This window comes from Streptomyces sp. NPDC056503, from assembly GCF_042794995.1.
Classification (GTDB): domain Bacteria; phylum Actinomycetota; class Actinomycetes; order Streptomycetales; family Streptomycetaceae; genus Streptomyces.
Genome location: NZ_JBHTST010000076.1, coordinates 25,814 through 37,724, shown reverse-complemented (window position 1 = coordinate 37,724; position 11,911 = coordinate 25,814). Strand labels below are relative to the sequence as shown.

13 protein-coding genes are annotated in these 11,911 nt (G+C 73.8%); 6 read left to right on the top strand and 7 right to left on the bottom strand.

Features of this window, described 5'->3' with window-relative positions:
* Positions 1–26 precede the first annotated feature (26 nt).
* Positions 27–1,064 carry an ABC transporter permease gene (locus ACFQ8C_RS22435; RefSeq protein WP_383460318.1) on the bottom strand — a complete coding sequence of 346 codons (1,038 nt, stop codon included), beginning with the start codon at positions 1,062–1,064 and terminating at the stop codon, positions 27–29.
* Positions 1,065–1,364: 300 nt separating this feature from the next.
* On the opposite strand from ACFQ8C_RS22435, the gene ACFQ8C_RS22430 reads away from it, so the two are divergent.
* Complete coding sequence (locus ACFQ8C_RS22430; protein ID WP_383460315.1) at positions 1,365–2,273, top strand: esterase/lipase family protein; 909 nt, start codon at positions 1,365–1,367, stop codon at positions 2,271–2,273.
* Between the two features lie 18 nt (positions 2,274–2,291).
* Here the strand turns inward: ACFQ8C_RS22430 and ACFQ8C_RS22425 are convergent, their stop codons facing one another.
* Complete coding sequence (locus ACFQ8C_RS22425) at positions 2,292–3,314, bottom strand: lytic polysaccharide monooxygenase (RefSeq protein ID WP_383460312.1); 1,023 nt, start codon at positions 3,312–3,314, stop codon at positions 2,292–2,294.
* A gap of 262 nt (positions 3,315–3,576) precedes the next feature.
* Complete coding sequence (locus ACFQ8C_RS22420; RefSeq protein WP_383460309.1) at positions 3,577–4,245, bottom strand: response regulator; 669 nt, start codon at positions 4,243–4,245, stop codon at positions 3,577–3,579.
* A 150-nt stretch (positions 4,246–4,395) separates the two neighbouring features.
* Between ACFQ8C_RS22420 and ACFQ8C_RS22415 the strand changes: the two genes are divergently transcribed.
* From ACFQ8C_RS22415 to ACFQ8C_RS22400, 4 genes are all read left to right on the top strand, one after another.
* Positions 4,396–5,379 (top strand): Bug family tripartite tricarboxylate transporter substrate binding protein, encoded by a 984-nt coding sequence (locus ACFQ8C_RS22415; protein ID WP_383460306.1) that lies wholly within the window; start codon positions 4,396–4,398, stop codon positions 5,377–5,379.
* Positions 5,376–5,894, top strand: coding sequence for a tripartite tricarboxylate transporter TctB family protein (locus ACFQ8C_RS22410; RefSeq protein WP_383460304.1), 519 nt, complete (start codon positions 5,376–5,378; stop codon positions 5,892–5,894). The genes ACFQ8C_RS22415 and ACFQ8C_RS22410 overlap by 4 nt, the downstream gene beginning before the upstream one ends.
* A gap of 3 nt (positions 5,895–5,897) precedes the next feature.
* On the top strand, positions 5,898–7,436 hold the full coding sequence (locus ACFQ8C_RS22405; RefSeq protein ID WP_383460301.1) for a tripartite tricarboxylate transporter permease: 1,539 nt from the start codon (positions 5,898–5,900) through the stop codon (positions 7,434–7,436).
* Positions 7,437–7,520: 84 nt separating this feature from the next.
* Positions 7,521–7,970 carry a DUF6299 family protein gene (locus tag ACFQ8C_RS22400; protein WP_383460298.1) on the top strand — a complete coding sequence of 150 codons (450 nt, stop codon included), beginning with the start codon at positions 7,521–7,523 and terminating at the stop codon, positions 7,968–7,970.
* Here ACFQ8C_RS22400 and ACFQ8C_RS22395 read toward each other — a convergent pair.
* Entirely contained in the window at positions 7,967–8,464 is a 498-nt protein-coding gene (locus ACFQ8C_RS22395) for a DUF402 domain-containing protein (protein WP_383460295.1), read from the bottom strand. The genes ACFQ8C_RS22400 and ACFQ8C_RS22395 overlap by 4 nt on opposite strands.
* Entirely contained in the window at positions 8,445–9,365 is a 921-nt protein-coding gene (locus tag ACFQ8C_RS22390; RefSeq protein ID WP_383460292.1) for a GNAT family N-acetyltransferase, read from the bottom strand. The genes ACFQ8C_RS22395 and ACFQ8C_RS22390 overlap by 20 nt, the downstream gene beginning before the upstream one ends.
* Positions 9,366–9,438: 73 nt before the next feature.
* Between ACFQ8C_RS22390 and ACFQ8C_RS22385 the strand changes: the two genes are divergently transcribed.
* Complete coding sequence (locus ACFQ8C_RS22385; RefSeq protein WP_383460289.1) at positions 9,439–9,816, top strand: GntR family transcriptional regulator; 378 nt, start codon at positions 9,439–9,441, stop codon at positions 9,814–9,816.
* Positions 9,817–9,922: 106 nt separating this feature from the next.
* Here the strand turns inward: ACFQ8C_RS22385 and ACFQ8C_RS22380 are convergent, their stop codons facing one another.
* Together ACFQ8C_RS22380 and ACFQ8C_RS22375 are read right to left on the bottom strand one after the other, a co-directional pair.
* Positions 9,923–11,035 (bottom strand): DUF5925 domain-containing protein, encoded by a 1,113-nt coding sequence (locus ACFQ8C_RS22380; protein ID WP_383460286.1) that lies wholly within the window; start codon positions 11,033–11,035, stop codon positions 9,923–9,925.
* Positions 11,036–11,086: 51 nt separating this feature from the next.
* Positions 11,087–11,851, bottom strand: a complete 765-nt coding sequence (locus ACFQ8C_RS22375) for a polysaccharide deacetylase family protein (RefSeq protein ID WP_383460321.1) — start codon at positions 11,849–11,851, stop codon at positions 11,087–11,089.
* Positions 11,852–11,911: the final 60 nt, after the last annotated feature.

Sequence of the window (11,911 nt, the reverse complement as noted above, 5' to 3'; positions counted from 1 at the left end):
GGCCCGCGCATGGACAGGGGCGGGGATCAGGCCCTGGCCTCGCCCACCTCCGCGGCGATCGGCTCGCTCTCCGGCTTCCGCTTCAGCGAGGACATCACCAGCGTGACCACGCTGCCGACCACCGCCCAGGCGGAGAGCACCAGCATCGAGGCGGTCATGTCGTTGCCCTTGAAGTACGCGATCGAGCGCGCCGCCCAGGTGCCGGCGCCCGGCGGCAGGGCCGGGCCGATCGCCTTCCAGAACGGCGGCAGCATCGGCGCGGGGAAGGCGCCGCCGGCGCTGGGGTTGCCGAGGACGACGACGAGCAGGATCGCCAGGCCGATGCCGACGATCCCGAAGACCGACTGGAGGGCGAGGGTGGCCGCGCCGACCGCGAAGACGACCAGGGTGCCGAGCCCCCACAGGGCGGCGACGGAGCCGGGCAGGGCGCCCAGGATCGGGCCGACGATGATCGCGCCGCCCAGGCCGCCGAGGACCGAGTAGAGCGCGAGGACGCCGAGCCGGATGATCGCCCGCTCGCGGTTGGCCGGCCGGGAGCCGGCGCTGATGGCGAGGATCGCGGCGCAGATGTAGCCGCCCACGCACCAGCCGACCACCAGGTAGAAGGCCGAGAGCCCGTCGAAGTCCTGCGGCGAGGCGGGGGCCACGTCGACCGTCCGCACCTCCCGCCGCTGGGCCGCCTCCACCTGGGTGAAGATCTTCTCCAGGGAGGACGAGAGCACGGTGCCGCCGCCGGAGGCGACGAGCAGGGTGTCGGTGCGGCTCGCCGGGTTCACGATCAGGGCCCCGTCGATCTCCCGGTCCAGGATCTTGTCCCGGGCCTCGTCCGCGTCGGCGACCGCCCGCGGGTCGAGCGGGTCGCCGGGCAGCTTCTCCAGCTCGCCGACGAGGGTGGCGGACACCTGCTGGGGCGCGACCACACCGAAGGGCACGTCGCTCGGTTTCGGGTTGTGCAGGGCCCCGACGTACGAGGTGATGAAGAGGAGCTGGAGGGCGAAGACCCCGACGACGAGCAGGGCGGCTCGGGGGGTGACGGCGCTTTTCAGTTCGTCGACGAGACTCATGCCCCCCAGGTTCCGGCGAGGGGGCCGTCTCCGCAGGTGGGAGGGGGCCGAACGGCTGAGGGTGGCACCCCGCCCTTCATGTCGTACTCATGTTCGAAAGGGGCTGTCGTGCCGGGCTCTCCGGCGGCCTGAACGCGCCCGTGGGGGAGGGGTGCTGACGACGCGCCAGTTTTTACCGACGCGTAACTTCCCAGTCGGTAACACCCGTGCGTAACTTGGCTGAAGAGCATCCCCACTTGTGGTCCGGACCGCAGGGCACAGCACCCCCACCATCCCCTTGAGCCGCAAGGAGATCGCCCGATGCTGCCCCGGAACGACCACGACCCCCGCACCCCCCGGACCTCCCGCGACCGGACCCCCTGGAAGCACCTCGCCAGAGTCCTGTCCGTCCTGCTCCTGGCCGTCGCCGCCGTCCTCGCCCCCACCGCCACCGCCCAGGCCGCCGCGCCGAGCCGGGGCTGGAACGACTGGTCCTGCAAGCCCTCCGCCGCCCACCCGCGCCCGGTCGTCCTCGTCCACGGAACCCTCGGGAACTCCGTCGACAACTGGCTCGCCCTCGCCCCGTACCTGGTGAACCGCGGCTACTGCGTCTACTCGCTCGACTACGGGCAGCTGCCGAACGTGCCCTTCTTCCACGGCCTCGGCCCCATCGAGCGGTCCGCCGGACAGCTCGACGCCTTCGTCGACCGGGTCCTCGCCGCCACCGGCGTCCCCGAGGCCGACCTCGTCGGCCACTCCCAGGGCGGCATGATGCCCCGCTGGTACCTCAAGTTCCTCGGCGGCGCCGAGAAGGTGAACGCGCTCGTCGGCATCGCCCCCGACAACCACGGCACCACCCTGCTCGGCCTCACCAAGCTCCTCCCGCACTTCCCCGGAGCCGAGGACCTGATCAAGGCGTCCACCCCGGGCCTCGCCGACCAGATCGCCGGCTCGGCCTTCCTCACGAAGCTCAACGCGGGCGGCGACACCGTGCCCGGCGTCCGCTACCACGTCATCGCGACCCGGTACGACGAGGTGGTCACGCCCTACCGCTCGCAGTTCCTCTCCGGACCGGACGTCACCAACGTCCTCATCCAGGACAAGTGCGCGCTCGACCTCTCCGAGCATGTGGCCATCGGCACGGTGGACCGGGTCGCCTTCCACGAGGTCGCCAACGCCCTCGACCCGGCCCACGCCACCCCGACCACCTGTCTGTCGGTGATCGGCTAGCCGCTCGACCCCGGCGGCTCAGCCCCGCCGGGTCCGCCGCCGCGTCGCCCCGAACAGCACCGCCGCGCCGGTCGCCAGCACACCGGCACCGCCCAGCGCGAGATACGGCGTGGCGCCGTCCCCGCCGGTCTCAGCCAGCTCCACGGCCCCACCGGCGGGGGCGGGCGCGGGCGGGGCCGACGTCGCCGCCGCCTCCGGGCCGGTGGACGCGTCGGCGTCACCGTGCCCGCCGTGCTCGACCGTCGAGTGCTCCCGGCCCTCCTCGATCTGCTCGTCGGAGGGCGCGGAAGCGGTCGGCGCGGCGGCGGACGGGGCCGGGGCGGCCGGCGCCGAAGAGGACGGAGCGGTGGCCGACGGCACGGTCGACGCGGTGGCCGGCGCCGTCGGAGCCGTACCCCCGCCGCCCTGCTGCTCCGACCCGAACACCACGTCGGAGCAGGTGTAGAACGCCTCGGGGGAGTCGGACCGCTGCCAGATCGAGTAGATCAGGTGGCGGCCCGACTTCGCCGGCACCGTCCCCTCGAAGACGTAGTCGCCGTCCCGCATCCCGGGATCGGTCACCGTCACGAACGGCTCCGCCTCCAGGTCGGACCACTTCAGCGGCCGCGTGGGGTCGTACCCGTCCTTCGTCACGTACAGCGCGAACGAACCCTTGTGCGGCGCCGTCCCCTTGTACCGGAAGGTGTGCTTCCCGGGCGCGAGCCTCGACGACGGCCAGTCCGCCCGGGCGAGGTCGAGGCCCTTGTACTTGTCGTTGCCCGCGCTGCACAGCTTCCCGTCCGGGATCAGCGCCCGGTGCTGCCCGGCCGCGTTCGCGATGTTCACCCCGTTCCAGTCGTAGAACGCCTGCGGCCCGCTCGCGGCCACCGCCGCCTTGCACGCCGCCGACGACGGCGACTCGGGCCCCTCCGCGTAACAGGCCGCGACCCTGCTCACCGGATCGGTCATCGATCCGTGCGCGAAGGCGGGGGAGCCGGCGAGCCCGGCGAAGGCGACCGCGGCGGAGGCGGTGAGGACGGCGGCCGTACGGCGAGACGTCATGGGGGGACACTCCTGGGACGAGGGTTCGGACGTGGGGGGTTGCTCCGCACGCTAGCCCCCGGAATCGCCGAAGAAGGCCCAGGAGAAGGGCGGATGGCGATTCTTAGGACCGCTTTAAGGCCCAGGAAAGAGCCCCCTCAGGAAGCCCCGGCGAAGGCGGCGGCGATCGGTTGGAAGCCGCTGTGCCGCGCACCCGTGGACGGTCCGCGCCGAGGGACCGCTCCGCCGGTACCGCGCCGCCGCCCGTTCCTCGTGGCAGCCCTCACCCCGCCGGGCGGTAGCGCCGCTCCGGGCGTCCCGTGCCGCCGTACCGGAGCGTCACCTCGGCGCGGCCCGTGGCGGCGAAGTGCTCCAGGTAGCGGCGGGCGCTGACGCGGGAGAGCGAGCCGGCCTCCGCGCACTCGGAGGCCGAGAGGCCCTCGGGACGGGCGCGCAGGATGCCCTCCACCAGCTCCGCCGTGTGCGCGGCCAGGCCCTTCGGGAGCTCGCGGGAGCCGCGCGGCCGGGTGCCGAAGATCTGGTCCACGTCCTCCTGGCGCGCCTCGTCCAGACCGTCGAGCCGGGTGCGCAGCGAGGCCACGTGCCGCAGCTGCTCGTGGAGCGCGGCCTGGTTGAAGGGCTTGATCAGGTAGTGCAGGGCGCCGGCCCGCAGCGCCGCCCGGACCATGCCCGCGTCCCGGGCCGCCGTGATGAAGAGCGCGTCCATCGAGAGACCGGCCCCGCGCAGCTCGCGCAGCACCCCGATCCCGTCCATGTCCGGCAGGAAGATGTCGAGGAGGAGCAGGTCGGGCCGGAGCCGGTGGGCGGCGCGCAGCGCCTCCGCGCCGGTGTGCGCCACACCGACGACGGAGAAGCCCGGCACGGCCGACACGTAGCGGCTGTGCAGCTTGGCCACCATGAAGTCGTCGTCGACCACCAGCACCTTCGTCACGCCGGACACGGTAGGTCGCGACCACAAGGACCACAACGTCCGTTGGTTGCGGAAGCGCGACAGCTTCCTCACGCGCGGGCAACATGTGGCCCACTTCACTTCTCCCGGGCCCGTCCCGGAATCCACCCCCAACCACCGAGAGGCGGCCTCGTGCGTCTTCGCACCCCCTTCGCCCTGCTCGGGGCGGCGCTGCTGGTGCTCGTGGGGCCGCCGCTGCTCACCCCCGGCAGCGGCCCCGACACCGGCACCGACATTCCCGGCCTGCGGTTCATGGTCCCCAACACCCCCGGCGGCGGTTACGACATCACCGCCCGCACCGCGGCGAAGAACGCCGAGGAGGCCGGGCTCACCGGCGACATCGAGGTCTTCAACCTGCCCGGCGCGGGCGGCACCGTCGGCCTCACCCGCCTCGTCGGCGAGCGCGGCGACGGCCGGATCGCCATGTCGATGGGGCTCGGCGTCGTCGGCGCCGTCCACACCAACAAGACCCCCAGGACCCTCGCCGACACCACCCCGATCGCCCGGCTCACCGAGGAGCAGGACATCGTGGTGGTCTCCAAGGACTCCCCGTACACGACCATCCAGGAGCTGCTGGCCGCCTGGAGGAAGGCCCCCGGGAAGCTGCCCGTCGGCGGCGGCTCCTCGCCCGGCGGCCCCGACCACCTCGCGCCGATGCTGATGGCCCGGGCCGCCGGCATCCCGCCGAAGGAGGTCAACTACATCCCCTTCGACGGCGGCGGCGAGCTCCTCGCCTCCATCCTCGGCTCCAAGGTCGCCTTCGGCGTCTCCGGCGTCGGCGAGTACCTCGACCAGATCGAGGCCGGCGAGCTGCGCCTGCTCGCCGTGACCGGCGCCGAGCGCGTCCCCGGTCTCGACGCCCCCACCCTCCGCGAGGCCGGACTCGACACCGAGTTCACCAACTGGCGCGGCATCGTCGCCCCGCCCGGCCTCACCGACGCCGAGCGGGAGCGGCTCGTCACCCTCGTCACCGAGCTGCACGACTCGCCCCAGTGGCGCGAGTCGCTGAAGACCCACGGCTGGACCGACGCCTTCCTGCCCGGCGAGGAGTTCGGCGCCTTCCTCACCGAACAGAACACCCGCGTCGACACGGTGCTGAAGGAGCTCGGACTGTGACCACCCCCCCGAGGCCCCCGCTCAAGGACCGGCTCAAGGACCGCTCCGAGCTCGGTGTCAGCGCCCTGCTGCTCCTGCTCGGCGTCCTCGTCCTCACCGACGCCCTCACCCTCGACGTCGACGTCTCCGCCCGCGGCCCCGTCGGCCCCGCCACGGTCCCCCTCCTCGTCGGCGGCGGCCTGCTCGTCGTGGCCGTCCTCCTCGCCCTCGACGTGCTCCACGGCGGCCGCGGCGAGGCCGAGGGCGGCGAGGACGTCGACCTCGCGGCCCCCGCCGACTGGCGCACCGTCCTCCTCCTCGTGGGCGTCTTCCTCGGCTTCGCCGTCCTCATCGGCCCGCTGGGCTTCCCGGTCTCCGGCGCCCTGCTCTTCTGGGGCGCGGCCCACGCCCTCGGCAGCCGCCACCTGACCCGCGACCCGCTGATCGCGGCCGCCCTCTCCCTCCTCACCTACGGCGTCTTCGACCGGCTGCTGGGCGTTCCGCTGCCCGGCGGCCCGCTGATGGGAGTGCTCTGACCCATGGAATCCCTGACCTCCCTGATGGACGGCTTCGGCACCGCCCTCACCCCGGTCAACCTGCTGTGGGCCGCCGTCGGCGTGCTCCTCGGCACCGCGATCGGCGTGCTGCCCGGCATCGGCCCCGCCATGGCCGTCGCCCTGCTCCTCCCGGTGACGTACGGCCTCGAACCGACGGGCGCGTTCATCATGTTCGCCGGCATCTACTACGGCGCCATGTTCGGCGGCTCCACCACCTCGATCCTGCTCAACACCCCCGGCGAGAGCGCGGCCGTCGTCGCCGCCATGGAAGGCCATCCGATGGCCAAGGCCGGGCGGGGCGCGCAGGCGCTCGCCGCCGCCGCCATCGGCCACTTCGCCGGCGGCATGATCGGCACGATGCTGCTGGTCGTCCTCGCCCCCACCGTCGCGGCCCTCGCCGTCGACATCGGCGCCCCCGACTACTTCGCCCTGATGGTCCTCGCCTTCATCGCGGTCACCTCGGTCCTCGGTTCCTCCCGGATCCGCGGCGTCGCCTCGCTGCTCGTCGGCCTCACCATCGGCCTGGTCGGCCTCGACCAGCTCACCGGCCAGCAGCGGCTGACCTTCGGCTCGCTCCAGCTCGCCGACGGCGTCGACGTCGTCATCGTCGCGGTCGGCCTCTTCGCCATCGGCGAGGCCCTGTGGGTCGCCGCCCATCTGCGCCGCACCTCCGGCCGGCCCGTCCCCGTCGGGCGTCCGTGGCTGGGCCGCGAGGACCTGAGGCGCACCTGGAAGCCGTGGCTGCGCGGCCCGTTCCTGGGCTTCCCGTTCGGCGCGATCCCGGCCGGCGGCGCGGAGATCCCGACCTTCCTGTCGTACGTGACGGAGAAGCGGCTCTCCCGGCACAAGGAGCAGTTCGGCAAGGGCGCCATCGAGGGCGTCGCCGGACCGGAGTCGGCCGCCTCCGCCTCCGCGGCCGGCACCCTCGTCTCCATGCTGACGCTCGGCCTGCCGACGACCGCCGTCGCCGCGGTGATGCTCGCCGCCTTCCAGCAGTACGGCATCCAGCCCGGCCCGCTCCTCTTCGAGCGGGAGCCCGAGCTGGTGTGGGGCCTGATCGCCTCGCTCTTCGTCGGCATGGTCCTGCTGCTCGCGCTCAACCTGCCGCTCGCGCCCGTCTGGGCGAAGCTGCTGCGCATCCCGCGCCCGTACCTCTACGCCGGCATCCTGTTCTTCGCCGCCGTCGGCGCGTACGCGGTCGGCGGCGAGGCCCTCGACCTGGTCGTCCTCCTGGTGGTCGGCCTCCTCGGTCTCGGCATGCGCCGCTACGGCCTGCCGGTGCTGCCGGCGGTCATCGGCGTCATCCTCGGCCCGGCCGCCGAACAGCAGCTGCGCCGCGCCCTCCAGATCAGCGACGGCTCCGTCACCGGCCTGGTGAACACCCCGTTCTCGGTGACCGTCTACGCGATCGTGCTGCTCCTGCTGGTGTGGCAGCCGCTGCGGAAGGTGGTGACCCGCCGGCGCGCCGAGGCCCGAGCGGCGGAGTCGTACGACGATATAGAAGGCCCAACGCGCCGATGAAGGAGTGAGTTTCGGACAAGGGGAGTCCGGATCCGGTATCCCTGGCGGGCGAAAGTCTCCCCCCACCCCGAAGGGACACCCCCCATGCGCGTCCGACTCGCCCTCGCCGCCACCGCGCTCCTCGCCGCGGCCGCCGCCCCTCTCGCCCACGCGGGAGGGGCGGACGCCTCCGCCGTCGACCCGGCCGGCCGGCTCGCGGACTTCCTCACGATCGACCCGGCCGGTCTCCTCGGCGCCGACGGCACGGTCACCCTCTCCGGTACCTACCGCTGCCTCGACGACAGCGCCGGACCGGTCTTCGTCAGCTCCACCCTCCGCCAGCAGGACCGTTCCGCCGGGATCGGCGGCACCCGGGCCGTCTGCGACGGGCTCCTCCGCACCTGGACCAACACCTCGGTGGTGAAGGACCCCGCCTACCAGCCGGGCGAGGCCCGCGTCGAGGGCACCCTCATGCAGCTCGCCCCCGAGGGCGGACTCGGCCTCCCCGCCCCTGGCTTCCGCGCCGTCGAGGACGCCCCCGTCACCCTCGGCTAGCCATCGAGACGGACTCGGCCGAGCAGTGCCACCAGGCCCTTCCGGCCCAGCCGTTCCAGCTCGTCGAGGGCGGCCACGGCCCGCTCGGCCGCCTCCGGGTCCGAGACGGCCAGCCCGCTCGCCGCGAACTCGTCCTCGTCGAGCCGGAGCACCTCGCTGCCGTCCGCCGACACCCACAGGTCCAGATCCAGGTCCTCGACCGTCACCCCGGCCGCCCCGAACCCGGCCGGCCGGGTGATGTCGCAGTACCAGCCCTTGAGCCCGCCCTCCGCCGACCAGACCTCCTTCACCGTGTACCAGCGGTCGGTCCAGTAGTGCTCGACGAAGACGTCACCCGGCTCGAAGCGCACGAACCCGAAGTCCCGCACCCCCGGCGCCGCCCACGGGGCCCGCACCGAGAGCCGCGTCGCCGACTCCGTCACCACCTCGGCGGGATAGCGGATCTTCAGCCGCCCCGCCTTCCACAGCGCCACCTCAACCGAGCGCCCTGACATAACGCACCTCCGTCGCCCCGATCTCGTACCCGAACCACTTGTTGATCGCCAGCATCGGCCCGTTCTCCGCGTCGTTCCCGGTGAACGCCTCCACGCAGCCCGCCGCCCGCGCCCGGTGCAGCGACACGTTCTTGGCGAGCTTGGCCAGACCGCGGCCGCGGAAGGCCGGGGCCGTCCCCGTCATCCCCGTCGCGTACCGCCCGAGGCCGTCGGTCTGCGCGGCGCTGAACGCGGCCGGCACCCCGTCCACCACCGCCACCGTCGTCAGCGCCCGGTCGTGCAGCGGATGGTTCCAGACGGTCTCCAGCCAGTGCGCGTAGTCGTCCAGCTCCGTCGGCACGTCACTCGGCTCGTCGGCGGTGGTCGCCGCGTCCAGCGCGAAGACCGGCCGCGGATCCGCCGCGAACTCCTCGGCCGTCACCACCTCGACACCGGCCGGCGGCGCCTGCAGCGGCGGCAGCCCCGCCGTCAGGTCCAGCCGCAGGAAGTACGCGGAACGGCTCGGCGCGTACCCCCGCCGCTCCGCGTAGCCGCGGTTCGCCGGCTCGTCGAGGACCCAGCTGTAGAGCGTCGTCGCACCCCGCTCGGCCAGGTGCTCCTCGGCCGTGCGCACCAGCAGGGTCCCCGCGCCGAGCCCCCGACGGGCCGGATCCACGTACACGTTGAGCCGGCCGATGCCGGGCTCCGGGGCGTCGTGGGCGACCGAGACCTGCGCGGTCCCGATCACCTCGCAGTCCTCGGTCAGCGCCACCAGCGGCCGGCCGTGGGAGTCGGGATGGGCATGGGCCCAGTCGAAGGCCAGCTGTTCGGCGGTGGCCAGCATGTGGGGGAGGGCCGCGCGCCGGACGCGGGCGAAACCCTCGGCGTCCTCGGGCCGTACGTCACGGACGATCACAGTCATGGGGCCGCACGCTACGGGCGGGGCCGCGCTGCCGCCTCCCATTTTCCGGTGGGGTGGGGGCAGAATCGGGTGGGTGACACTGACACTCGACGTGGACCACCAGTCCACCACCGCCCCCTACGAACAGCTGCGCGCCCAGATCTCGGAGCGCGCCCGGTCGGGGAGACTCCCGGTCGGCTACAAGCTGCCGACGGTCCGGGGACTCGCGGAGCAGCTGGGGCTCGCCGCGAACACGGTCGCCAAGGCGTACAAGGCACTGGAGTCCGACGGGGTCATCGAGACCCGGGGCCGGCACGGCACCTTCGTCGCGGCGGCCGGTGACGCCGCGAGCCGCCGGGCCGCCTCCGCCGCGGCGCAGTACGCCGAGGAGGCCTACCGGCTGGGGCTCACCAGGGACGAGGCCGAGGCCGCCGTGCGGGACGCCCTCAGGGCCGCGTACGACTCCGAGTGACGGCCCGGGCCCGTCGGGAAGCTCCCCGGCGGGCCCGATCCCTCACCGGTCCCTCAAGGGGTCCCGGTCCCTCAAGGGGTCCCGGTCCCTCGAAGGCCCCGATCCCTCACAGATAGAGGCCGGGGGCGGGGGAGCGCTGTTCCGGCAGTTCGGTGGGGGAGGCCCCGCGCCGCAGCGCGAACAGCTCGGCCAGCGTGGCGCCCCCGCCCGGCACGTCCTCGTCGCGCCCCAGCCACGCCGCCGACTCGGCCCGGGTCAGCGGTCCGACCTCGATCCGGGCCAGGCAGCGGCCCGGGCGCACGATCGCCGGGTGCAGCCGCTCCAGGTCCTCGTTGGTGGTGAGTCCCACGAGCACGTTGCGGCCCTGGCCGAGCAGACCGTCCGTCAGGTTGAGGAGGCGGGACAGCGCCTGGCCCGTGGCCTCCTTGGCGCCGCCGCGGATCAGCTCGTCGCAGTCCTCCAGGAGCAGCAGCCGCCACCGCTCCTTCTCCGTGCCGTCGCCTTCCTCGCCGATGGCGATGTCCATCAGGTAGCCGATGTCGTTGAAGAGCCGCTCGGGGTCGAGCACGCAGTCGACCTGGCACCAGTCCTGCCAGGACCTGGCGAGGGTGCGCAGGGCGGAGGTCTTGCCGGTGCCGGGCGGGCCGTGCAGCAGCAGGAGCCGCCCGGTGACGTCCTCCGGGGTCAGCTTCATCAGCCGGTCCATCGCCTCGGCCACCGGCGCCGTGTAGTTGGGCCGGGCCTCGTCCCAGGTGTCGGCGCTGATCCGGCGGGTCATCCGGCGCGGGCCGCGCTGCGGGGCCAGGTACCAGAAGCCCATCGTGACGTCCTCGGGCTCGGGCTCCGGCTCGTCCTTGGCGCCCTCCGTCGCCTCGCCGAGGACCCGCGCGGCGAGCTCCGGGTCGGTCGCCGTCACGGTGACGTCGGCACGGTGCTTCCAGCGGGAGGAGAGGATCGTCCACCCCTCGCCCTCGGCCAGGACGGAGCTGCGGTCCTCCTCCTTCGCGCCCCACAGCACCCGGGCGCCGGGCGGCAGCAGCGTCGCGTCGGACTTCGCCCGGTCCAGGGTGAGGCCGTGCGCGTGCGGCTGCTCCCCGGTCGTGAACCGGTCGAGGAAGAGCGCGTCCATGACGTCGTTCGGCGAGTCGCTGTCGTCGAGGTTGACCACGACCGGCAGCGGCTTGTGCGGCCCGGGCGGTACGGCGGGGGTGTCTGGCATGCCGCCATGATCCGCCAACCGCCCGGGCGGCGCACCGGGTTTTGCCCGGGTTCAGATCCAGTGTCCGCGCAGCGCGCCGCGGGTCCTGCGGGCGAGCGCGTACCCCTTCGTCAGCGCCCGGTCGGCGGCGAAGGTCCGGCCCACGGCACGCCCTTCGAGGAGGTGGACGAACTCCGCGAGGGTGGTGGAGCGGCGCACGGTCACCCGCTCCAGGGCGTACGGCCCCTGGCGGCGGCGGGCGAGCGCGTTGCCGACCGCGAGCGCCTGGGAGAACCCCGTCTCCCGGACGGCGGCCCGCACCCGGCGGCTGGAGTAGCCGTACGGATAGGCGAAGGAGTCGGGCGCGGCGCCGAGCTCCTCGCCGATCAGCTCCCGGCAGCGCAGCGCCTCGAACCGCAGTCGCCGCGCGTCCAGTTGGTCGAGCTGCGGGTGGCTGTGGCTGTGCCCGCCGATCTCGGCCCCCGCGGCGGCCAGTTCGCGCACCTGCCCCCAGGAGAGCATCGTGTCGAGGGCGCCGCCGGTGGAGTGCCGCCCGGGCAGCCAGCCGCTGGTGACGAACACGGTGCTGGCGAAGGAGCGCTCCGCGAGCACCGGAAGGGCGTGCCGGTGCACGCCCTCGTACCCGTCGTCGAAGGTGACGAGCACCGGCCGCGGGGGCAGCGCCGCGCCGCTCCGCCAGGCGGCGGCGAGCGCGGCCGTGGTGACCGGCGTGAACCCCCGCCCGGCCACCACGTCCATCTGCGCGGCGAACGCCTCGGGCGTCACGGACAGCCCCAGCGTCGCGGCCGCCGGCTCGGGCGCGACGGCGTGGTACATGAGGATGGGCACGGGTTCGGGCGCGGCGCCGCCCCCGGCGGGGACCGCCACCCCGCGTAC